Here is a 22683-nt window from a genome sequence, read left to right on the forward strand (position 1 = left end):
GCGAGTCGAGAGGGCAGGCCCAGTCGTTGTCTCAAACCGTGGCCTGTCCACATGAGACATCGGTTGCGCCGAAAATTCGGTAGCAGCTCTTGCCGGCGCTCTTGGCCATATACATGGCGACATCGGCCTCGCGGATCAGCGCGTCCACATCGCCGTGCCTGCTGGCAAAGGCAATGCCGATACTGAGCGATACCGCCACTTGCGGCTCGCCGTCGTCCAGAGCAATGGGCCGCCCCACCTGCTCGATCAGGCGCTGCATGAGTTGATGCAGTGCCGCGCTCGCCTTCATCCCGGGCAGCACCACGACGAACTCGTCGCCACCCAGACGAGCGGCGGTGTCGCTGGCGCGTACCGCCGCCAGGATCCGCCGCGCCACCTCGCGCAGGACCCTGTCGCCCGCCGGGTGACCGAAGCGGTCGTTGATCGTCTTGAAGCCGTCCAGGTCCAGCACGCACACCGCCAGGCAGCCGCCCTGGCGGCGCTGGGCGGCGAGCGCCATGGCGATGCGGTCGTAGAGCAGCAGGCGGTTGGGCAGGCCGGTCAGTGGATCGTAATGGGCCAGGTCGTTCAGCTCCTGCTGGCGGCGCAGGAGTTCGGCATTGGTCGTCTGCAGGGCCTGCGAGCTGCGGTGGGAGCGGTCGAGGAACACCAGGCTGGCCCCGGTCAGCAACAGCAGGGACAGCATCAGCAGCACGGGCTGGATGTGCAGACCCTCGCCGAAGCCTTCGCTGGCCACGAACTCCATGACCCAGGTGCGGCCGGGCACCTGTAGCTCGCGGTGCACCACGTTCTCCGCCGGCGCCTGCAGGCTGGCGCCGCGCGGATGGATGGCCACCAGCTGCGCGTCCTGCCGGTCGTACAGTCGAACGGCGACCTTGCGCTCGCCGAAGGGCAGTCCTTCGACCAGCAGGCTGGGCCGCAGCAGGAGGATCAGGAAGCCCTGCAGCGCCTGCTGGCGCTGCTCGGCGCTGGCGGTCGGCTGGCCGCTTGCGAACACCGGCTGATAGAGTGCGGTCGCCAGCGGGCCGTCGGGATCCTGGATCAGCGGGAACACCGGGGTCAGCTGTTGTTCGCCGCTGGCCGTCGCGGCGCGGATGGCGGTCTGGTTGGTCGAGCGCCCCAGGGTGTCGAGGCCGACCACCTTGCGGTTGGCGGCGTACGGTTCGGCGTACTGGACCGGGAAGTACAGCTCGCGCGCGGGGGCCTGGGCGAGGCGCTTGCCCCGGGCGTCGGTGTCGAAGATGCCCAGCGGCACGGACTGCAGGGCGCGGATCTCGGCCTCCAGGGCTGCCCGTTGCGCCGGGACGACCTTCGGCGCCCAGTGGATGGCGTAGATTTCCGGGTAGTGGGCGAGGATTCCGCCGGCGAAGCGCGCGTACTCGTCACGCTCGACCTGCAGCGAGGCGGCGAAGAAGCCGCGGAAGGCGAGCAGCACCTGGGTCGAGCGGCGCAGCAGTTCCTGGGTGTTCTGGTACTGCACCTGGGCGAGGCGCTGGAACTCGCGGGTCTCGAGGTCACGCTCGAGAGCCGCGCCGTACAGGTAGGAAACCAGGGCGATGACGATCCCGAGGCTGCCGGTCAGCGCCATGCGCCACCAGTAGCCTCCCTCAGATTGCCTGCCTCTGAGCCCCATCATCACTAATCCCGACCTGCCCGGCAGGTTGTTGTTCCGGCGCGATTTTGTGACGCCGATCACCTTTGGTGGTTCGTGGCACTATGCCACGGCGGCTGGCCGCCGCCTAGGCGGGGGGGCGGTGCGCTTCGCTGCCCTCGGTCTTCATCAGCTCGGTGATGATCGGCACCGGACCCATCAGGTGCTCGCGCATCAGCCGGCAGGCGCGGTCGCTGTCGCGGGCGAGGATCGCCTCGACCAGCGCGGCGTGCTCGTGGCGCTTGGCCTCCAGCGCCTGCTCGGAGAACACCGTGTGCTGCAGCCACAGGTGACGGTAGCGCTCGGCCTGGTCGAACAGGTAGGTACGCACCTGCAACAGCTGTGGCGAGCCGCAGCCGGCGACGATGGCGGTGTGGAACGCCTTGTGCCGGGCGTCCCACACGCTCAGCTGTTCCTCGGCGTTGCGCACCTCCACCACCTTGGTCAGGGTGTGGGCGCGAGCGAGGATCTCCGCCTCCCAGGCATCGTCACCGCGCTCGATGGCCAGGCCGAGCAGCATCGCCTCCAGGTTGGCGCGGGCGTCGTAAATATCGAACAGCTCGCCCAGCGACATCGGCGCCACCCGGTAGCCGCGCTGGCTGATCGCGACCACCAGGCGCTCCGCCACCAGCTGCGACAGCGCCTCGCGCAGCGGGCCGATGCCCAGCCCGTAACGCTGCTTGAGGCCGCTCATCAGCAGCTTCTCGTCGGGCTTGAACACGCCGCGAATGATGTCGCGCTTGAGCAGCTGGTGCCCGCGGATCGCCAGATTCTCTTGGGAAACAAGGGTTTCCATGGTCGCCGTCCTTCCTCGTGGTGCCCGGACATCATACCCAATCGCGGGCATGGCGCTCGCTTCGTCAGGCTGTGTTGAAAATTTTTGACAGCAGTAAAAAATGTCGATATTTTTAATTTACGCCGACATTAACAAAAAACGTCTCACTCATTTGTCGCCTAGTCCAGGAGCGCCCGCCATGACCACCGTCGTCCAACTCAAGCCGTCCGCCGTCCAGCCGATCGAGCCGCAGGGCTACAGCCTGGCGCCGTCGGCGATCTCGCCGCGCCTGCTGCAGCTGACCTTCCCGCAGAGCACCGTCGAGGCCTTCCTCGCCGCGGTCGCCGACTATCCGGTGCAGGCGCTGGAGTACAAGTCGTTCCTGCGCTTCCGCTGCGCGCGCCTGCTCGACGAGCTGTGCGGCCACACCCTGCAGCCGTTGCTGATCGACACCCTGGCCGATCGCGACACCGGCGCCCTGTTGATCACCCCGGAAGGGCTGGATTCGGTGACCCAGGCCGAGGACATGGTCAAGGTCACCACCGCCGTGGCGCACCTGTTCGGCCGCTCCAACTACGACGCGATGAGCGGCCAGTACTACGCGCGCTTCGTGGTGCAGAACGAGGACAACTCCGACAGCTACCTGCGCCAGGCGCATCGGGTGATGGAGCTGCACACCGACGGCACCTTCGTCGAGCAGGACACCGACTACGTGCTGATGCTGAAGATCGACGAGCAGAACATGGAAGGCGGCAACTCGCTGCTGCTGCACCTGGACGACTGGGAAGACCTCGAGCGCTTCTACACCCACCCGCTGGCGCGCCGCGAAATGCGCTGGAGCGCACCGCCGAGCAAGAACGTCGCCAAGGACATCCATCACGCGGTGTTCGATACCGACGTCGCCGGCCGGCCGATCATCAGCTACATCGACCAGTTCGTGCAGCCGAAGAACTTCGAGGAAGGCAACTGGCTGGCCGACCTGTGCGACTCCATCGAAGGCAGCGCGCACAAGCTGTCGGTACGCGTGCCGGTGGGCAGCTTCCTGCTGATCAATAACCACAGCTGGCTGCACGGCCGCGACCGCTTCATCGCCCATCCGGGGCTGCGCCGCGAGCTGATGCGCCAGCGCGGCTATTTCACCCATAAGAAGGTGTTGCGCCAGCCGCGTCAGTAAGGTTCTGCTCGCCATTCGCGAGGACGGAGATCCGCGTGCGCCGTCCTCGCGTGCCCCATAACCATCAGTCAAGAAGGGCAGACAAGGTGTACGACTTCATCATCATCGGCGGCGGCATCCTCGGCATGTCCACTGCCATGCAACTGCTCCGCGCCTATCCCGACAGCCGGATGCTGCTGCTGGAAAAGGAATCCGCGCCCGCGCGCCACCAGACCGGCCACAACAGCGGCGTGATCCACGCCGGCGTCTACTACACCCCCGGCAGCCTCAAGGCCAAGTTCTGCCTGGCCGGCAACCGGGCCACCAAGGCGTTCTGTACCGAACACGGCATTCGCTTCGATGAGTGCGGCAAGCTGCTGGTCGCCACCAACGAGCTGGAAATGCAGCGCATGCAGGCGCTGTGGGAGCGCACCGCCGCCAACGGCCTGCAGCGCGAGTGGCTGTCCGCCGGCGAGCTGCGCGAACGCGAGCCGAACATCACCGGCATCGGCGGCATCTTCGTGCCCTCCAGCGGCATCGTCAGCTACGCCGAGGTCACCGCGGCCATGGCCCGCGAGTTCCAGATGCGCGGCGGCGAGATTCGCTACGGGGCCGAGGTGATCGGCCTCGACGAGCGCCCCACCGAAATGCTGGTGAAGACCTCGGTCGGCGAGTTCACCAGCCGCTTCATGGTCTCCTGCTCGGGGCTGATGGCCGACCGCGTGGTGCGCATGCTCGGCCTCGATCCCGGCTTCACCATCTGCCCGTTCCGCGGCGAGTACTACCTGCTGCCGGCCGAGCACAACAGCATCGTCAACCACCTGATCTACCCGATCCCCGACCCGTCGATGCCGTTCCTCGGCGTGCACCTGACGCGGATGATCGACGGCACCGTCACCGTCGGCCCCAACGCGGTGCTGGCGCTCAAGCGCGAGGGCTACCGCAAGCGCGACATCTCGCTGTCCGACACCTTCGCCATGCTCACCGACCCCGGCATCCTCAAGGTGCTGAAGAACAACCTGCGCCCCGGCCTGGTGGAGATGCGCAACTCGCTGTTCAAGCGCGGCTACCTGCAGGAAGTGCGCAAGTACTGCCCGAGCATCGAGCTCAAGGACCTCAAGCCCTACCCGGCGGGCGTGCGCGCCCAGGCGGTATCGCGCGAGGGCAAGCTGATCGAGGACTTCCTGTTCCGCAACACCCGGCGCAGCGTCAACGTGTGCAACGCGCCGTCGCCGGCGGCCACCTCGGCCATCCCGATCGGTGCCTACATCATCGAGCAGATCGACGCCCAGCTCGCCGACCTGCCCGGGTTCAACAGGCAGCGCCAGACCGCCTGAAGCCTTAAATGCCTTGCCCAATCCCCATGGAGCGCGCGTCATGAGCCAATCGCTGCAAGAAAAGGACATCCACTACCAGCTGCACCCTTACACCAACGCCCGCCTGCACCAGGAGCAGGGCCCGCTGATCATCGAGCGCGGCGAAGGCGTGTACGTCTACGACGACCAGGGCAAGGACTACATCGAAGGCATGTCGGGGCTGTGGAGCGCCGCGCTGGGCTTCAGCAACCAGCGCCTGATCCGCGCCGCGCAGCAGCAGCTCGAGACCCTGCCGTTCTACCACCTGTTCAGCCACAAGGCGCACCGGCCGAGCATCGAGCTGGCCGAGAAGCTGATCCAGATGGCGCCGGTGCCGATGAGCAAGGTGTTCTTCACCAACTCCGGCTCCGAGGCCAACGACACCGTGGTCAAGCTGGTGTGGTTCCGCAACCACGCCCTCGGCAAGCCGGAAAAGAACAAGTTCATCGCCCGCACCAACGCCTACCACGGCATCACCGTGGCCAGCGCCAGCCTCACCGGCCTGCCGGCCAACCACCGCGGCTTCGGCCTGCCGCTGCCGGGCTTCCTGCACGTCGGCTGCCCGCACCACTACCGCTACGCCCTGCCGGGGGAGAGCGAGGAACAGTTCGCCGACCGCCTGGCCGCCGAACTGGAGCAGACCATCCTCGCCGAGGGTCCGGAAACCATCGCCGCCTTCATCGGCGAGCCGCTGATGGGCGCCGGCGGCGTGATCGTGCCGCCGCGCACCTACTGGGCGAAGGTCCAGCAAGTCTGCCGCAAGTACGACATCCTGGTGATCGCCGACGAGGTGATCTGCGGATTCGGCCGCACCGGCCAGATGTTCGGCAGCCAGACCTTCGGCATCCAGCCGGACATCATGGTGGTGTCCAAGCAGCTGTCCTCGTCCTACCAGCCGATCGCCGCGGTACTGATCAACGATGCGGTGTACCAGCCGATCGAGGCGCAGAGCGGCAGCCTCGGCACCCTCGGCCACGGCTTCACCGCCAGCGGCCATCCGGTGGCGGCTGCGGTGTCGCTGGAGAACCTGAAGATCATCGAGGAGGACAACCTGGTCGCTCACGCCGCCGCCATGGGCGAGCGCATGCACGCCGCGCTGCGTCGCTTCACCGACCACCCGCTGGTTGGCGAGGTGCGCGGCTGCGGCCTGATCGCCGCGGTCGAGTTGGTCGGCGACAAGGACAGCAAGGCGCCGTACCAGACCACCGGCACCCTCGGCCGCTACCTGGCCGGTCGCGCCCAGCAGCACGGCCTGATCACCCGCGCCATGGGCGACGCCATCGCCTTCTGTCCGCCGCTGATCATCGACGAGCAGGAGATGGACCTGCTGCTCGAACGCTTCGAACGCGCGCTGGACGACACGGCGCAGTGGGCGAAGTGAGCTGAGAAGAGGCCGGCGCCATGGAGCAAGCGCATGCGTGGCGTCGGTCCATCCCCTGTAGGGGCGAATTCATTCGCCCTGGCGGGGACTTTGGCGAATGAATTCGCCCCTACGGATCTGTTGGCACGCGATAGCCCGGGCCGGCGCAAGCCGGCCTTTTCGCGTCAGCCGACGCAGCTGAGCGGCAGGCCTGTCCGAACCACGGAACGCAACCCGAAAAGGAGGTCCCCTTGAACATCCCGGTCGTGCCGATCACGGCAGACAACACCGCCAGCGCAATCGACGCCTTGCGCGAACTCTGGCCGCACTACGCGGCGGAAGAGATGGTGCGGGTGATCGACCAGCAGCTGCGGCCCAACGGCTACCAGCTGGTCGGCATCTTTGCCGACGGCTCGCCCGCAGCCGCCGCCGTGCTCGGTTACCGCATCCAGCACTCGCTGTGGCTGGGCCAGTCGCTGTACATCGTCGACATCGCCACCCTGCCCGAATGGCGCGGGCGCGGATTTGGCGACCGCCTGATGGCGTGGGCCGAAGCCGAGGCTGCCCGCCTGGGCTGCAGCGCCGTGCACCTTGACTCCGGCGTCGGCCGGGAGCGGGCGGCGGCGCATCGCCTGTACATGCGCCATCACTACCAGATTGGCTGCCACCACTTCGTCAAGAGGCTTGGGGGGTAGCCTGAAGGAGGCGCCAGCCGTGCAGGAAGGTTGGTGCTTCGCCTTTCGAGGTTTCGACCTGCAGGAGGAAAACGCTGTACGCCCACCGCTCGGTGAAGCGATCAGCCCGCGCGGACTTCGCTCAACAGTTCGGGGTGGCGATCCAGCACCTTGAGCAACTTGACCAGTGCCAGGGGCGGCCTGGTCTTGCCGTTCTCGTAGCGCGAGAAGGCATTCACGCCACCGCCGAAGATCTCGGCCGCCTCGCGCTGATCCAGCGCTAGCTTCTTGCGCACGTAGGCGATATAGCCCGGGTCGACGATCGAGGCGTTCACCTGCTTGTTGAACGCCAGCATCGCCGCGCTGACGCGGCTCGATTCACCGGCATCCAGCACGGCTTCACCGCAGTCGGAACAGAAGTCGCCGACCACGGCCGGAATCGCCGTTGCTTCGCCCTTGTAGGTGTAAGGCAGATCGCGGGTGTCATGCACCAGTTCCGCCGCTCCGCAGGATGGGCATTTCATGTTCACAGCTCCTTGAAGGACACGATGAGCACGTCATCGATGACCGTCAGTTTCAGGTAGACCTCTCCGGCAGCCGTGCGATGCCGGTACACGTCCTGCCAGACCGTATGGTCCGCATGTGTGGTCATGCTCTTGTAGAAGTCTGCCGTGACCAGCGCCATGACCACGCCGAGCATCCCTTCGAAGTCGAGCCCCAACGCCGCCGCTCCCGCCAGCGCGGACATGGTCGAGCGCACCTTGCCGGCTTCGACCAGGGCTTTGACGGCGGGCAGCTTGCAGTGCGGCGTTCGCTTTTCCATGGGCCGAAATTAGCCTGACAGTCCTCGTTTGGCAAGTAGGTTAATTCTGGGGCGATTCTGCTGCGCCGCCTTCCTCGGCAGGCTGGTCAAGCCTGGATGCGGAGGCGGCAAGCAGGAAAAACCACGACCCGTCATGGCCGTGGTTCTGGGGCAGGCCCTCACTCCCCCCGCCTCTGCAACCCTCCACGCACCTCCCGCGCGGTACAGCCGTACTGCTGGCGGAAGGCGCGGGTGAACTGGGCCTGGTCGTTGAATCCCCAGCGGAACGCCAGTTCGCCGATCGACAGGTGGCAGTGCGGGTCGCGCAGCTGGCGGTGCACGGCCTCCAGGCGCTGCAGGCGGACCCACTCGCCTAGGGTGTATGGGGTGGCGGCGAACAGCTTGTGCAGGTAGCGCAGCGACAGGCCGCAGGCCTCGGCGATCTGCGCCGGGGCCAGCTCCGGGTTGGCCAGGTGGCGCTCGACGTACTGCTCGACGCGCTGCAGGTGCACGGCGGCGAGGGTCGAGGTTTCGCTGTTGAGCACCCGCTCGTCCTGGCGCAGGGCCATCAGCAGGGTCGCCATCGCCTGTTCGAGCAGCAGGTGGCGGGCGGCGGCGTCGCACTCGTCGAAGCGCGCCGCGCACAGGCCGAGCTGCTCGACGAAGATCCGCCCGAGGCCGCGACGGGCGTCGAAGCAGAAGCGGGTGTAGCGTTCCGCGCCGCGCAGCTGGCCGACCAGAGCGCGCTCGGGCAGCTTGAACACCCAGAGATCGTTGTCGGCGGCGTAGTGGAAGCGGTAGGGCGCATCGCCGCGTTCGACGATGAAGCCGCCCGGCTGACAGCGCAGGGCGCGGCCGTCCTGCTCGAAGAGGACTTCGGTCTGCCGCGGCACGGTGACCAGGTAGCAGGCCTCCGGGTCCTGGCTGACCTGGGCCTTGCTGCGCGAATAGGCGAGCTGGCTGGAGCGCAGGCGGGAGAGGGTGAGCGGGGTGCTCGGAGTGTCCCAGACGTGCAGGCTGCCCTGGAAGCTGGCGCCCGCATCGAATTCGAGGCTGAGGGGGAAGTAGGTGTTGCCGATCGCTTCTGCCCAGCGGAGCTGGCGTTCCTGTTGCGGCCAGTATCGGGTGGAGAGCTGATGAGCCATGGCCTGTCCTCACGATTATCGTTGTTTTGAGGACAGCGCGGCAGGGAAATCCCTGCCGCGCCGTTAATTCGCCATCATTGGCCTGGGTGACCGGGTGGTCAAGTCCGTGGCGTCACCCGGTAGGTAGCGGACGGGGTCAGGCTCGCCTGCCAGCCCGGTGGGATGACGATGTTGGTGGTGCTTTCCTCGATCACGCACGGGCCCTGCACGGTCTGCCCGGGCTGCAGGTGGTTGCCGTCGTACACCGCGGTCGGCTGCCACTCGCCGTCGGCGCTGAACAGCATCTTGCGCAGGCTGGCCGGAACCGGGGCAGCGGCTTCGGCGGGCACCGGAAGCTCGGGCAGCGGCGGACGTGGCAGGCGGCCGATCACCGAGCACTCCAGGTTGACCAGCTCCACCGGGCTGCCCGGCTCGCTGTAGGAGTACAGCGCCTGGTGGCGCTGGTGGAAGGCGTCGCACAGCGCGGTCAGGCTCTGCTCGTCCAGCTGGCTGCTGGCCAGTTCCACGCTGCACTCGTGGATCTGCCCGAGGTAGCGCATCTCCAGGGTGTAGTGGCACTCGATGGCGTCGGCGCCGAAGCCGTCGTCGCGCAGGTTGTCGAGGCCCTTGCCGCGCAGTTCGGCGAGCGCCCGGTTGAGCAGGGCGAGGTCGGCGTGACCGGCGTCCAGGCGCATCGGCAGGGTGGTCAGCTGGTCGTAGCGCATGTCGGAGAGGATCTGGCCGAAGGCGCACAGGCCGGAGGCGACCTTGGGGATCAGCACGGTATGGATGCCGATCTCCTCGGCCAGGCGCACCACGTGCATGCCGGCCGCGCCGCCGGCGCCGATCAGGGCGAAGTCGCGCGGGTCGTGGCCGCGCTCGATGGACACGCGGCGGATGCCGTTGACCATGTTCAGGTTGACCAGGGTGGTGATGCCGTAGGCCGCGCGCTCGATGCTGATGCCCAGCGGGTCGGCGATCTTGCTGCGGATGGCGTCCAGTGCCGCCTGGCGGTTGAGGCGGATGCTGCCGCCGAGCAGGGCGCCGTCGGGCAGGTAGCCGAGCACCAGGTTGGCGTCGGTCACCGTGGGCTCGGTACCGCCCTTGCCGTAGCACACCGGGCCGGGCTTGGCGCCGGCGCTGCGCGGACCGACCTGGAGCATGCCGAACTCGTCGAGGTGGGCGATCGAGCCGCCGCCGGCGCCGAGGGTCTCCACCTGGATCATCGGCACGCCTATGCGCTGGCGCAGGAAGTCGACGTCCTTGCTGAAGTTGGTGCGTCCGGCGTTGGTCAGGGTGATGTCGAACGAGGTGCCGCCCATGTCGACGGTGATCACGTTGTCGATGTCGAACGGCCGTGCCACCGACAGGCCGGCCTGCGGCGCCGAGGCCGGGCCGGAGTTGATCGCGTTGACCGCGCGTTCGCGCATCATCGCACCGGGCGCCAGGCCGCCGTTGGACTGGAAGTAGCGCACCGGCTGCTGGGCGCCGAGTTCCTCGAACAGCGCGTCGATGCGCTCGACGTAGCGCGCCATCACCGGGCTCAGGTAGGCGTTGACCACGGTGGTGGAGGTGCGGGTGTACTCGCGGATCTGCGGGAACACCTCGACGCCGGTGCAGACGAACACCCCGGGCAGGGCGGCGCGCACCAGTTCGGCGGCGCGCTGCTCGTGGGCCGGGTTGCGCACCGACCAGACGAAGGAGATCGCCACCGCCTGCACGCCCTCGGCGCGGAAGTAGTCGATGGCCTCGCGCACCGCGTCCTCGTCCAGCCGGCTGTACTCGCGGCCGTCGCTGAGGATGCGCCCGCCGACCGGGCGGCGCAGGTGGCGCGGCACCAGCATGTGCGCCGGCGGGTAGTGGGCGTCGTAGCGATGGCCCTCTTCCTTGTGGCCGAGGCGGATCTCCAGGCTGTCCTCGTGGCCCTCGGTGCACAGCAGGCCGACCTTGACCCCGGTGCGCTCGATCAGCGCGTTGAGCGCCACGGTGGTGCCGTTGATGCACAGGTCGCAGTCGGCAATGATCTCGGCCGGGGTGCGGCCGGTGGCGTCGGCGATCTGCGCGAGGCCGGCGCGGATGGCCAGGGTGCCGTCGGAGGGGGTGGACGGCGCCTTGAACAGCTGCACGCCGCCGTTGCGGTCGGCGAGGATGAAGTCGGTGAAGGTGCCGCCGGCGTCGATGCCCAGACGATATTGGTTACGCATGTCGATGTTCCTCAGCAGTGCTCAGTGGGGGGCGCGGGCGGCGCGGGTGGCGGTTTCGTCGAGATGGCCGTCGGCGTCGACGATCACCCCGTACTCGAGGCGGGCGCCCTCGGCGGAGACCAGGCCGTTGCGCAGGTCGGCGAGGACCGCGGCGATCGGCCGGCGCAGCGGGTCGCCGTAGCCACCGCCACCGGGGTTGACGTTGATCACCCGCTCGCCGGGGCGCACGGTCAGCACTGGGTTCTGGATGTAGTGGGTTTCCTCGCCGTCGGCGCGGCGGTGGATCAGGCGGCCGAGCTTGGGCTCGAGCAGCGCGTTGCGCGCGCCGGCGGCGCCGGCGGTGGCCAGCTGGCGGCCCTCGCCGAAGCCGACCACGGTCATCTCGTGCTGCAGCGGTTCGATCTCCAGGCGGGTGCCGGAGCCGCCGCGGAATTCGCCGGCGCCGCCGCTGTCGCTCATCAGGCTGTAGCGGTGGATGACGATCGGGTAGGAGTACTCGAGCAGCTCGATGTCGCCGCTCATCAGCGCGCCGAAGCAGCACAGCGGGCCGCAGGCGTGCCAGCCGTCCATCACCTTGTTGGCGCCGGCGCCGGAGATGATCGAGGCGAGCACCATGGTCACGTACTCGTCGCCGCCGCGGCGCGGGTCGTGGCCGGCGATGTTGATGCCGCTGGCGTGGCCCCAGGAGGCGGTGACGCGCTCGGGCGCGGCCTGCTCCAGCGCCAGGCGCACGGCGTCGGCGAGGGTCTCCATCGGCGTGGTGGTGCAGTTGACGTGCGGAGCCGGCTCCTCGGCGTTGCACAGGGTGCCCTTGGGGCCGAGGTCGACGCTGACGCATCGGTACAGGCCTTCGTTGTAGGGCGGCGGCACCTGGGCGAACATCATCAGGCCGAGGAAGACGCCGGACACCGAGTTGCCCTCGTAGGAGTTGATGAAGTAGGGCACCTGCGGCGGACTGTCGATGCGCACGTGGGCCTCGTCGCCGCGGATCTCCACGTGGGCGGTGATCGCCAGCTCGCCGAGGCCGTGGCCGGAGTCCTCAAGGATCGCGGTGCCACTGTAGTGGCCGTCCGGCACGTCGCGCAGCAGGGCGCGCATGTGGCGGTCGGCCATGTTCTTCAGCTCGGCGATGCAGGCGCGCACCTGCTCGACGCCGTACTTGGCCACCAGCTCCAGCAGGTGGCGTTCGCCCACGCAGCAGGCGCCGTACTGGGCGTTGATGTCGCCCTCCTGGTAGGGGCGGGCGCGCATGTTGGTGAGCAGCAGGTTGAACACGTCCTCGCGGCGCTTGCCGCCCGCCCACAGCTTGACCGGCGGGATGCGCAGGCCCTCGGCGTAGATCTCCTTGGCATCCGGGTTGTAGCCGGCCGGCACCGGGCCGCCGATGTCGGTGAGGTGGCCCTTGCACACCGTCCAGAACACCAGCTCGCCCTGGTAGAACACCGGCTTGTACATGCAGCAGTCGAGGATGTGGCTGCCTTTGTAGGCTGGGTCGTTGTGGTAGATCACGTCGCCTTCGGCAATGTCGCCGGTGAAGAACTCGGCCACGCACTTCATCGCCGGGATCAGCGAACCCAGGTGGATCGGGATGTCCTGGCCTTGCAGGATCATTTCCGGAAAGTGGTCGAACAGGGCGTTGGAATAGTCGTGGGCCAGGTTGAACACGCTCGACCGGCCGGTCTTTTCCAGGGTCAGGGTCATCTCGCGCTGGGCCGTTTCCAGCGCGCCGCGCACGACCGCTAGGGTGATCGGATCTACTGTACTCATGGGTCACCACATATTGTTGTTGTCGGACAGGGGCGCCGTGGAAGGTGCCGCCTTGGCTTACAAGCTACGCGGCGCGCGGCGGGCGGGCTTGTCGCGGGGTGCACCGGTTTTTGCGCGCAAGTGCACTGGGCTGGTGGGGCAGCGGAACAAAAAAAGGCCAGCGCGAGGCTGGCCTGAAAGGGGCAGAACAGGTGGAGGCGTGGCGGGCTAGAAGTAGTAGCCGATGTTGCTGTACAGCTGGTTTTCCCAGCGCTCGCTGCCGCCGGCGCCGAGGCTCTGGGTGTAGCTGCCGCCGCCGATGTACGGGTCGTGCTTGCCGTGCAGCCATTCCAGGGCGATCCACAGCGGGCCGAGGGTGAACGAGCTGCCGGCGATGAAGCGCTCGGAGTCCGCGAAGCCGCTGGCGTCCTTGGCGAAGCGGCTGTAGTTGGCGTACAGCTTGACCCCGGACAGCCAGCCGTACTGGCCGGGCAGCGCGTAGCTGAGGTCGGCGACGTACAGGTTGCCCCTGGCGGCGACGTTGAAGGTGCCGTCGAAGCTGCCGAAGGTCACCAGGCGGTCGCTGCCGGGGTTGTCCGGGCTCATTTGCTGGCGCGCCGCCAGCACCTGCACGCTCCAGGGGCCGTTCTGGCCGAGGTAGTGCACGGCGAAGGCGCGGCGGTCGCCGTCGCCGCCGGTGTCCTGGTTCTCCAGCGTCGAGGTCAGCGCCGAGACGCCGGCCTCCGAGGCCCAGTCGCCCAGCTGGAAGTGGCGCGCCAGGCGGGCGACGAAGATGTTCTCCTCGTGGTTGTCGCTGCCGTCCACCACGTAGGCGTCGGCCGTGGCTACTCCGGTGCCGTAGGTGGTGCCGCCGCGGCTGGTGCCGTGGCCCTGCTCGGCGGGCATGGCGAACCAGGCCGCCTGCAGGTCCCAGTCGGCGTTCTTCTGCTGGTACTTGATGCCGATGTCCTGGGCGTCCTCCAGGCCGATCACGCTGCCCAGGGTCTCGAAGAAGGTGCTGCCGTAGTAAGGCTGCAGGCCGAACGGCACCGGGATCAGGCCGGCCTGCAGCTGGCGTTCGGCATCGAACTTGTAGCCCAGCCAGGCGTATTCGGCGAAGGAGACGTCGCCGACCTCGTCGGTGTAGTCGAACGGATAGTGCTTGCCGTAGAAGCGGTACTTGGCGGCGCCGATCCAGCTGTCCGAGTCGTAGGTGGCGGTGAGGAAGAAGGTGTCGAAGCCGAGTTTGGACAGGTCGCGGTCCGGGTCGTAGTCCAGGCGGCCGCGGATCGCGCCGCCGAGGTCGAGGTTGTCGGTGACCTGCACGGCGGCGGCCGGCAGGGCGAAGGCGGCCAGCAGCGGCGCGGCCAGCAGCGGCCACAGCAGCAGGGCGGTGCGGCGGGGAAGTGGGTGACGCATCGGGTGTCTCCGGGATGTTGTCGTTGTTTTGCGGGCACACCGGAAGCGCGCCGCAGGCAGCGGCGCGCTTCCGTCGGGCGGCGTTCCGTAACGCGGGGAGGGAGCCGGGCAGGCGGGCGCCTGCGCCGGGCTCAGAGGCTGTCGGTGCTGGCCGACCAGGCGCGCCGGCGGCCGGCGCAGAGCAGCCGGTAGCCGGCGAAGGCGACGACGAAGGTCGCCGGCGCCGAGAAGGTCGCCAGGCTGGCGTCGCCGGCCTTGAGCAGGACGATGCCGGTGGCGGCGGCGCCGAACCAGGCGAGCAGGCCGCGGGTGTCGAACGCCGGCAGGCTGGCGTCGTCGGCCACGGGCACGCCGCGGGCGGCGAGGATGTGCGCCAGGGCGATGGCCACCCAGGCGACGATGAAGATGCTCTGCCAGGCCAGCGCCTGGAGGATGTAGCTGAACACGTCGAAGCGCATCAGCAGGTAGACGGTGAGGCCGGTGAGCGCCGCCCACACCACGTAGGGCACGCGACCGAGGCCAAGGCTGGCGCCCAGCGCCTGCAGGTTGGTGGCGCCGAGGAAGAAGTTGCCGGTGTTGATGCGAGTCTGGGTGACCCACACGAACAGCAGGCCCCAGAGGCCCATCAGCTGGACGATCGACAACACCACCGACACCTCGCTGACACCGCCCTCGGTGGGGATGGTGGCGGCGAGGAAGATCCCGGCCAGGCCGTTGAGCAGGAAGGCCACGGCGTAGAACGGCATGCCGAAGTTGACGCGCGCGTGGTAGTCGCTGTCCTCGGGGCGGCCGAAGCGGGCGTAGTCCCAGGTGTACATCATCAGCACCCAGACGCCCATGAAGTAGGTGAAGCAGTTCCACCAGCCGTACGCGGGCGCGCCGCCTTCCGGCGCCAGCTCCAGCCAGGCGGAGGAGTAGCCGTACTGGTCCACCGCCATCAGCAGCGCCGCGACCAGGCCGAGCAGGTACAGCGGCAGCAACACGCCGTTGAGCTTGTCCAGCCAGCGCATGGCGTGGCCGAAGATCAGCAGCACGCTGTACACCACCACCACCAGCAGGAAGGCTTGCTCCAGGCTGATCGCGCTCGCGTAGTGGTTGAACGCCACCGCCATCACCGAGCCCTCGAAGGCGGCGTAGTAGATGGCGGTAGCGCTGAACAGCAGGGTCGCTAGGGCGGCGCCGGCGCGGCCGAACAGGCGCCGCGAGAACTGCGCCACCGACAGCCCGCTGGCGATGGCGTAGCGGCTGATCAGCGCGTTGATCGCCCCGTAGCAGACCACCGACAGCAGCAGGCCGATGATCGCGTTGCGCGTGCCGAAGCCCATCGCCAGGGCGGCGCCGACCACCAGGTAGAACATCGCGCTGCAGATGCCCCACCAGGCCATGGTCAGCGAGCCGCGGCTGAGGCGTTGATCGAGGGGGACCGCGCTATCGGTACCCGAATGCTGGTTTGCAGGTTTTCCGGCCATGACAGATCTCTTGTTGTTGTTGGAAGAAGCGAGAGGTCATGACAGTAGGAAAATCGCCGCGCCCGGGCTTGCTGTTGCAGGCCCGGGCTTTTGTCGATGGGTGTACTGGGGCTGCGCGGCGCCTGCCGCGCGGGGTTCAGCGCGGATACAGCGGCGGCAGAGAACCGGACGGCGGTTCGCCGTTGGCGAGGTGTGTGACGGCAGCCGTTGTCGCAAGGCCTGAGCAATTCAGGACATATGAAGGCCGGCGGCCGACGACCCGATGGGCCGTTCGCGGCAGGCGCAAGCAGCCCCCGCCGCGCGTCAGCCGCGCCGAGCCGCTTCGATTGTGGCGATGTCGATCTTTCCCATCTGCATCATCGCCTCGAATGCGCGCTTGGCCGCCGCACGATCGGGATCGGCCAGCGCCTCCATGAGGACGCGTGGGGTGATCTGCCACCAAACCCCCCACTTGTCCTTGCACCAGCCGCATTCGCTTTCCTGGCCGCCGTTGCCAACGATGGCATGCCACAGGCGGTCGGTTTCGGCTTGGTCGTCGGTGGCAACCTGGAATGAGAACGCCTCGTTGTGCTTGATCCCCGGGCCGCCGTTGAGGCCCATGCAAGGAATGCCCAGCACGGTGAACTCGACCACCAGGACATCGTCCTGCTTGCCGGCAGGATAGTCGCCGGGCGCGCGAATGATGGCTCCCACGGCGCTGTCCGGAAAGGTCTCGGCGTAGAACTTCGCTGCGTCCGCTGCGGTGCCGTCGTACCAGAGGCAGATCGTGTTCTTGCTGGCCATGCTCGTCTCCAACGGGTGAGCGGTGGTTGACTCACGAAGGCTAGCCGAGTTTGGGCTGATCAGCGCGTTGGCCGCCCCGTAGGTGACCAGCGACAGCCGCAGGTCGACGATCGCGTTGCGCGGACAGATCTCTGGTTGTTGGAAGCAGCGAGAGGTCATGACCGTTGGAAAGTCGCCGCCCCCGGACTTGCTGATGCAGGCCCGGGCTTTGTCGCGGGGTGCACTGGGGCCGCGCGGCGCCTGCCGCGCAGGGCTCAGCGCGGATACAGCGGCGGCAGCGAGCCGGACGGCGGCTCGCCGTTGGCGAGGTGGTGGGCGGGTGGCAGGCTGCCGACGGCCTGCCACAGCGCCTCGCCCTGCCAGGAGTGGCCGGTTTCGCTGTACAGCGCGCCGTTGAGGCCGTCGAGGGCGTCGGACAGCGGCACGTAGCGCGCGGCCATGTCGGCGAGGGTTTCCGGCTGCTGGCGCGCCCAGGCGTCCAGCGCCTGGCGGGTGGCGTGGGGATCGTTGCTCTGGCAGGCGCGGCGCAGGTCGTCCTGCAGGGTGCGCGGGCTGGGGCCGCTGACCGCGGCGCGGATCACCGCCGGCAGGCGCCGCGCGCGCCACCACAGGCCGAAGCCGAGCAGGGTGGTCAGGGCGAAGATGGCAGTGGCCAGCTGCCACGGCCACAGGCGCACGCCGACTGCCACCGGGGTGCTGGGCATTACGGGCGTGGCATCCACCACCAGTGCCGGGTTGTCCGCCACCTCGAGGCTGCGGGCCGGCAGCCGGCTGTGCATCAGGCGATCCTCGACGGTGTTCCACCACACCACCTCCAGCGCCGGCAGCTCGATGCGTCCGGCCACGGTCGGCACCAGCGCGCTGCTTTCCTCGCGGCTGCCGATCAGGCCGAAGGCGCCGTTGCGGTTGCTCAGCCGTGGTTGTTCCGGATAGCGGCGCAGCCAGCGCTCCTGCACCGGGGTTTCCAGCAGCGGCAGCTGCGAGCTGGCCAGCCCCTCGGCGCGGATCAGCAGGCTGCGGGTCAGCGATTCGCCGACCTGGACCTGGTCCGGCTCCGGGCTCCAGTGCTCGCTCAGGTTCAGCACCCGCGCCGGCAGCCAGGGCGCGCCGGCCGGGTAGTCGGCCGGCTTGGGCTTGACCCGCAGGGTCAGCGGCGGCGAGCGCACTTCCACCGGCCGCCCGCTGCGCGGACCGAATGGCTGCTGGCTGGCCGCGTCCGGATCGAGGGCGGTGGCACTGAACAGCAGGGCGGGGATCGTCAGCTCGCCGCTCCGCTGGGGAAACAGCGCATAGCGCGTTTCGATCACGCCGTGGCGCACGCCGCCGATCAGGGTCTCGTAGGTACGCTGCGGACCCAGCGGCTCCACGCGTGCCTCGGCGATCTCCAGCGGGCTCAGGCGGCTGTCGTCGTACAGCGCCAGCGAGTGGTAGACGCTCAGGGTGAGGATGGCCTGGGCCTGCACGTAGACGCTGTCCTGATCGAGCTGGGCGTCGACGAAGACCGGCGCCAGGGCGTGCTCGGCGGCGACCGGCCTGGCCTCGCTGACCTGCAGGACGATGGCCGGCGAGCGCGCCTCGCCGATCTGCAGCGAGGGGATCTGCAGCTGCCCGGCCACGCGCGGCTGCAGGCCGATGACCAGTCGGCTGTTGAGGTTGCCCGGCTCGTCGTCATCACCCTGGCGGGTCAGCAGGCGGGTGTCGAGGATCTCGAACTGTTCCTCGAGAGGCGTCAGGTCGGGGCGGCCGAACAGGATCGGGTCGTCGCTCTCCAGGGTCAGCTCGACGATTTCGCCCACCGCCAGCGCGTTGCGGTCGACCCGCGCCTGCAGTTCGGCGGCCTGGCTGGCGATCGGCAGGGTGCATGCCGCCACCAGGCAGAGCAGGGCGCGCAGCCAGCGGCGGGGGCGCGGGGTCGGGGCCGGGGTGTGCATGGAGGCGCTCATCGGGGGTTTTCCTGCCGCTGTTGCTGCTCGTACCAGAACTTGCGGCGCAGCAGTTCGGCGGGGTCGTCGGGGATCTGGCGCAGCCATTGCTCCAGGGCCTGGCGCTGCTCGCCGCGCTGGGCGCGCTGAGCCGCGTCGCGCTCGCTGGGCGGCGGGCTGGCGGGGTCGGCCGGCGGGGCCTGCTGCTCGCCGCCGGCTGGCGTGGCGTCACTGGCCGGCACGCTGGCCGCGGAGGTGTCCTGGGCCGCCGCGAGCTCTTCGCGCGCGCGCTCGCTGGGCGTCTGCTCCGGACTGTGCTGGTCGGGGCTCGGGCTGCGGCTCTGACTGGGAGAGCCGCGCTCGCCGGCGGACTCCGTGGCGTCGCCGGGCTGCTGACGCGCGCTATCGGCCGCGGCCTGCGCGGCGGCCTGCTCGCGGCTGTGCAGCAGTTGCGCGACCAGCTCGCGGTTGTGGCGTGCCGCCTCCAGCTGCGGATCCTCGCGCAACGCCTGCTCGTAGGCATCCAGTGCGCCGGCCAGCTCGCCGCCGAGGGCCAGGGCGTTGCCGCGGTTGTAGTGGGCGGCGGCGTCTGCGCCCTGGGCGAAGGCTTCGGCCGCGGCGGCATAGTCGCCGGCCCGGTAGAGGGCCAGGCCGCGCCATTGCGGGTCGCTGAAGCGCTGCGCGGCCTCGGCCGGGCGCCCGGCCTCGAGCAGGCGCTGGCCTTGCTGGTCGCTGCGCCACCACAGGTCGGCGAAGTCCAGGGCCATGGCCGGTGGCGGGCTGATCAGCAGGGCTGTGAGGGCGAACAGCCAGCCGCGGCGGCCGGCACAGGCGGCCAGCAGGAGCAGCGGCAGCAGCAGCCAGTGGCCCTGGTCGGCCCAGGCGGCCAGCGGCTGCAGGGTGTCGGCCGCTTCGCGGCGGGCGCCACGACTGCCCAGCAGGCCGAGGTCGGCCAGGTCGCCATCGTCGAGGCGCAGGGGACTGTAGCCACCGCCCAGACTGGCGGCGAAGGCCGCCAGCTGCTCGCCGTGCAGCCGCGGCAGGACGATGCTGCCGGCGGCATCGCGGAGGAAGCCGCCATCCTCCAGGGGCACCGGGGCGCCGGCAGGCGTGCCGACGCCGAGCAGCAGCAGCGGGTTGTCGCGCTCCTCCAGGGCGGCGCGGATGCCGCTCTGCTCGGCGGCGTCGAGGGCGCCGCTGAGCAGCAGCAGGCGGCCGTGGCCATTGGCGCCCTGGTCGAGCAGGGCGAGGGCACGCTGCACGGCCAGATCGGCACGCTGGCCGGGCTCGGGCATCAGCGTCGGGGTCAGGGCGCTCAGCAGGTTCTGCGCGGTGGCCAGGTCGTCGGACAGCGGCACCAGCACATGGGCACTGCCGGCGTAGACGACGATGGCGGTCTGCGCCGCGCCGCGTGCGGCGAGCAGGTCGAGCAGCTTGCGCCGGGCGTGCTCCAGACGATTGGGCGCCAGGTCGGCGGCGAGCATCTGCGGGGTCAGTTCGACGATCGCCACCAGCGGGTCGCTGCGCAGCTGCGCCGGCTGTTCGAGGCGTTGCCAGCCGGGGCCGATCAGCGCCAGCAGGGCCAGCAACCAGGCCAGGCCGAGCAGCAGCCAGGCCAGGCGGCTCTGCCGGTGGCGGCCGCCCTGCAGCAGCCAGGGCTGGAACGCCGCCGGCAGCAGCGCCTGCCAGCGGCCGAGGCGGCGCTCGCGGTGCCACAGGCGCCAGAGCAGCCAGCCGCACAGCGGCAGCAGCAACAGCCAGGCGGGGCGGGCCAGATGAGGCAGCAGCTCGCTCATGGCTGCCTCCGGCGCAGGCGCAGCGGCGACTGTGGCCACAGTTCGTGGGCGACCAGCAGCAGGCTGAGCAGCACGGCCGCGGCCAGCGGCCAGGCGTACAGCGGGCTGACCTGGTAGACCGTGGTGGGCGCCTGGGCCGCCGGCTCCAGGCGATCGAGGGTGGCGGCGATGCTGCGCAGCTCGTCCTGCGAGCGGGCGCGGAAGTATTCGCCGCCGGTGAGCGCGGCCAGCTCGCGCAGCAGCGGCTCGTCGAGGTCGAGGCCGGGGTTGAGGCCGTAGAGGCCCATCGCGCCGGCCTGGTCGGCATCGGCGCCGATGCCGATGGTGTGGATGCGCACCCGCTCGCCGGCGGCCAGGCGCGCGGCGGTCAGCGGTGCCACCTCGCCGCCAGTGTTGGCGCCGTCGGTGATCAGGATCAGCACCCGGCTGTCGGCCGGGCGCAGGCGCAGGCGCTTGATCGCCAGACCGATGGCGTCGCCGATCGCGGTGTTCTTGCCGGCGATGCCGACCACTGCCTCGTCCAGCCAGCTGCGCACGCTGTGGCGGTCGAAGGTCAGCGGCGTCTGCAGGTAGGCCTGGCTGCCGAACAGGATCAGGCCGATGCGGTCCCCGGTGCGGCCCTCGATGAACTCGCCGAGCAGCCGCTGCACCAGGGTCAGGCGGCTGACCAGTTCGCCCTGCCACTGCATGTCGCGATAGTCCATGGAGCCGGAGACATCCACCGCCAGCAGCAGGTCGCGCCCGCTCGAGGGCAGCGGCAGCGGTTCGCCCAGCCACTGCGGACGCGCCGCGGCGAGCAGCAGCAGCAGCCAGAGCAGGGTGAACGGCGCCTGGCGCCGCCAGCCCGGCAGGCGCGGGCGGGCACGGCGTCCGGCGAGGCTTTCCAGCTCGTCGAGAAAGCTCACCTTGAGCGCCGCCTCGCCGCTGTCGGCCGGCGGCAGCAGCAGGCGCAGCAGCCAGGGCAGCGGCAGGAGCAGGAAGACCCAGGGCCAGGCGAGTTCAAGCATGCTTGCGGATCCAGGTTTCCACGGCCTGCTGCAGGCCGTTGATCGCCTTGTCGTCGAGCCGGCAGTCGGCGCGGTAGGTGCCTTCCACCAGGATCATCCAGCGGGTCAGGCCGGCGGCCGGGCAGCGGTTGTCGAGAAACGCCAGCCAGGCCCGCCCGCTGAGGGTATGGCTGTGGCTGTCGGGATAGTGGACGCGGCACAGGCGCTTGAGCAGGGCATTGATCGCCTGCAGCCAGGGGCCGGCCGGGGCACGGTCGTAGGGACGCGGCAGGCGCTGCAGTTCGTCGAGTGCGGCCTGGCGCTGCGGGTCGAGCACGTCGCTGGCCGGCGGCGCGGCCTCGCGCTGCTGCCACCAGGCGCGCAGACGGCGGCGCTGTAGCCAGAGCAGCACCAGCGCGGCCAGCAGCACGGCGGCCAGCAGCCACCAGCCGGGCGCCGGCGGCCAGAAGCCGGGCGGCGGCGGCGCAATCGGCGCGGCCAGCTGTTCCAGCGGGTTCATGCCTGTTGCCCCTCATGCTGCGGCAGCATGTGCTCGCGCAGTTGCTCGATCAGGTCGCGCTGGGTGCTCAGCGGCAGCAGCAGCACGCCGAGCTTCTTCGCCATGCGCTGCCAGCGTTGCTGGCGCTGTTCGCCGCGCACGCGCCAGGTCTGGCGCAGCGCGGCATCGCCGGTGTCCAGTTCGAGGCGCGCATGGGCATCGGCAAAGCGCAGTAGGCCGGCGGCCGGCAGGGCGAGGTCGAGCGGGTCGGACAGCGGCAGCAGGATCAGGTCGCAGTGGCGGGCGAGCAGGGCGCACTGCTGCTCGCTGCTCTCGACCAGGGTCCGTTCGTCGCAGATCACCAGCACCAGGCTGCCCGGGCGCAGCACCTCGCGGGCGCGACGCAGGGCCAGGCCGAGGCCGTCGCCGCTCGCTTCGGCCGCGCCGGGCGTGGCCAGCGCCTGGTTGGCCTTGACCAGGCGGCCGAGCAGCTGCAGCAGGCTCTGCTTGCTGCGTCGCGGGCGCACTTCGGTGCAATGGCTGTCGTCGAACACCACGCCGCCGATGCGGTCGTTGTGCGCCAGCGCGGCCCAGCCGAACAGCGCGGCGATCCGCGCGGCGAGCACCGACTTGAAGCACAGGCCGCTGCCGAAGAACAGCCGCGGGCTCTGCTCTATGAGCAGGAACACCGGACGCTCGCGTTCCTCGTGGAACAGCTTGGTGTGCGGCTCCTGGGTGCGCGCGGTGACCCGCCAGTCGATGTTGCGCACGTCGTCGCCGGCCTGGTAGACGCGCACCTGGTCGAAGTCGACGCCGCGGCCGCGCAGCTTCGAGTGGTGCAGGCCGATCAGCGGGCTGCGCCGCAGACCGGTGGAGAACAGTTGCACCTCGTTGAGACGGTGGCGCATCTCCAGCAGTTCGGCGAGGCTGACCATCACCCCCGGCAGCAGCGTGTCGGTATGCAT

19 protein-coding genes are annotated in these 22683 nt (G+C 69.4%); 4 read left to right on the forward strand and 15 right to left on the reverse strand.

Going from position 1 to position 22683, the window contains the following annotated elements; all coding sequences use genetic code 11:
- Positions 1 to 31: 31 nt before the first annotated feature.
- Both BM297_RS14175 and csiR read right to left on the reverse strand, forming a co-directional pair.
- Entirely contained in the window at positions 32 to 1588 is a 1557-nt protein-coding gene (locus tag BM297_RS14175) for a diguanylate cyclase domain-containing protein (RefSeq protein WP_092432606.1), read from the reverse strand.
- A 151-nt stretch (positions 1589 to 1739) separates the two neighbouring features.
- A complete protein-coding gene (gene csiR, locus BM297_RS14180) occupies positions 1740 to 2447 on the reverse strand; it encodes a DNA-binding transcriptional regulator CsiR (RefSeq protein WP_092432607.1) in 708 nt (235 codons plus the stop codon).
- A 178-nt stretch (positions 2448 to 2625) separates the two neighbouring features.
- Between csiR and glaH the strand changes: the two genes are divergently transcribed.
- From glaH to BM297_RS14200, 4 genes are all read left to right on the forward strand, one after another.
- The gene (glaH, locus tag BM297_RS14185) at positions 2626 to 3600 is read left to right on the forward strand and encodes a glutarate dioxygenase GlaH (RefSeq protein ID WP_092432609.1); all 975 of its coding nucleotides are present in this window, start codon (positions 2626 to 2628) and stop codon (positions 3598 to 3600) included.
- 86 nt (positions 3601 to 3686) lie between these two features.
- On the forward strand, positions 3687 to 4916 hold the full coding sequence (gene lhgO, locus BM297_RS14190) for an L-2-hydroxyglutarate oxidase (protein ID WP_092432610.1): 1230 nt from the start codon (positions 3687 to 3689) through the stop codon (positions 4914 to 4916).
- 40 nt (positions 4917 to 4956) lie between these two features.
- On the forward strand, positions 4957 to 6315 hold the full coding sequence (locus tag BM297_RS14195) for an aspartate aminotransferase family protein (protein ID WP_092432612.1): 1359 nt from the start codon (positions 4957 to 4959) through the stop codon (positions 6313 to 6315).
- Between the two features lie 230 nt (positions 6316 to 6545).
- A complete protein-coding gene (locus BM297_RS14200; protein ID WP_217648267.1) occupies positions 6546 to 6989 on the forward strand; it encodes a GNAT family N-acetyltransferase in 444 nt (147 codons plus the stop codon).
- 101 nt (positions 6990 to 7090) lie between these two features.
- Here the strand turns inward: BM297_RS14200 and BM297_RS14205 are convergent, their stop codons facing one another.
- The 13 genes from BM297_RS14205 to BM297_RS14265 form a co-directional block, all read right to left on the reverse strand.
- Positions 7091 to 7492 (reverse strand): type II toxin-antitoxin system MqsA family antitoxin, encoded by a 402-nt coding sequence (locus BM297_RS14205; RefSeq protein WP_092432614.1) that lies wholly within the window; start codon positions 7490 to 7492, stop codon positions 7091 to 7093.
- 2 nt (positions 7493 to 7494) lie between these two features.
- Complete coding sequence (locus tag BM297_RS14210; RefSeq protein ID WP_092432616.1) at positions 7495 to 7791, reverse strand: type II toxin-antitoxin system MqsR family toxin; 297 nt, start codon at positions 7789 to 7791, stop codon at positions 7495 to 7497.
- A gap of 158 nt (positions 7792 to 7949) precedes the next feature.
- The gene (locus tag BM297_RS14215; protein ID WP_092432618.1) at positions 7950 to 8915 is read right to left on the reverse strand and encodes an AraC-like ligand-binding domain-containing protein; all 966 of its coding nucleotides are present in this window, start codon (positions 8913 to 8915) and stop codon (positions 7950 to 7952) included.
- A 98-nt stretch (positions 8916 to 9013) separates the two neighbouring features.
- Complete coding sequence (gene capA / locus BM297_RS14220) at positions 9014 to 11098, reverse strand: caprolactamase subunit alpha (RefSeq protein WP_092432619.1); 2085 nt, start codon at positions 11096 to 11098, stop codon at positions 9014 to 9016.
- 21 nt (positions 11099 to 11119) lie between these two features.
- A complete protein-coding gene (gene capB, locus BM297_RS14225; protein ID WP_092432621.1) occupies positions 11120 to 12865 on the reverse strand; it encodes a caprolactamase subunit beta in 1746 nt (581 codons plus the stop codon).
- Positions 12866 to 13072: 207 nt separating this feature from the next.
- Entirely contained in the window at positions 13073 to 14263 is a 1191-nt protein-coding gene (locus tag BM297_RS14230; protein WP_092432623.1) for a hypothetical protein, read from the reverse strand.
- A gap of 131 nt (positions 14264 to 14394) precedes the next feature.
- Positions 14395 to 15732, reverse strand: coding sequence for a purine-cytosine permease family protein (locus BM297_RS14235; protein WP_092432624.1), 1338 nt, complete (start codon positions 15730 to 15732; stop codon positions 14395 to 14397).
- A gap of 303 nt (positions 15733 to 16035) precedes the next feature.
- Positions 16036 to 16515: a VOC family protein gene (locus BM297_RS14240; protein WP_092432626.1), complete on the reverse strand. Its 480-nt coding sequence runs from the start codon at positions 16513 to 16515 to the stop codon at positions 16036 to 16038.
- Between the two features lie 254 nt (positions 16516 to 16769).
- Positions 16770 to 18407 carry a BatD family protein gene (locus BM297_RS14245; protein WP_394328019.1) on the reverse strand — a complete coding sequence of 546 codons (1638 nt, stop codon included), beginning with the start codon at positions 18405 to 18407 and terminating at the stop codon, positions 16770 to 16772.
- 47 nt (positions 18408 to 18454) lie between these two features.
- Entirely contained in the window at positions 18455 to 20233 is a 1779-nt protein-coding gene (locus tag BM297_RS14250) for a VWA domain-containing protein (RefSeq protein WP_092432630.1), read from the reverse strand.
- Positions 20230 to 21240 carry a vWA domain-containing protein gene (locus BM297_RS14255; RefSeq protein WP_092432632.1) on the reverse strand — a complete coding sequence of 337 codons (1011 nt, stop codon included), beginning with the start codon at positions 21238 to 21240 and terminating at the stop codon, positions 20230 to 20232. The genes BM297_RS14250 and BM297_RS14255 overlap by 4 nt, the downstream gene beginning before the upstream one ends.
- The gene (locus tag BM297_RS14260; protein ID WP_092432634.1) at positions 21233 to 21739 is read right to left on the reverse strand and encodes a DUF4381 domain-containing protein; all 507 of its coding nucleotides are present in this window, start codon (positions 21737 to 21739) and stop codon (positions 21233 to 21235) included. Before BM297_RS14260 ends, BM297_RS14255 begins: the two co-directional genes overlap by 8 nt.
- On the reverse strand, positions 21736 to 22683 hold the full coding sequence (locus BM297_RS14265; protein WP_092432636.1) for a DUF58 domain-containing protein: 948 nt from the start codon (positions 22681 to 22683) through the stop codon (positions 21736 to 21738). The genes BM297_RS14260 and BM297_RS14265 overlap by 4 nt, the downstream gene beginning before the upstream one ends.

This window comes from Geopseudomonas sagittaria (assembly GCF_900115715.1).
GTDB classification, from domain to species: domain Bacteria; phylum Pseudomonadota; class Gammaproteobacteria; order Pseudomonadales; family Pseudomonadaceae; genus Geopseudomonas; species Geopseudomonas sagittaria.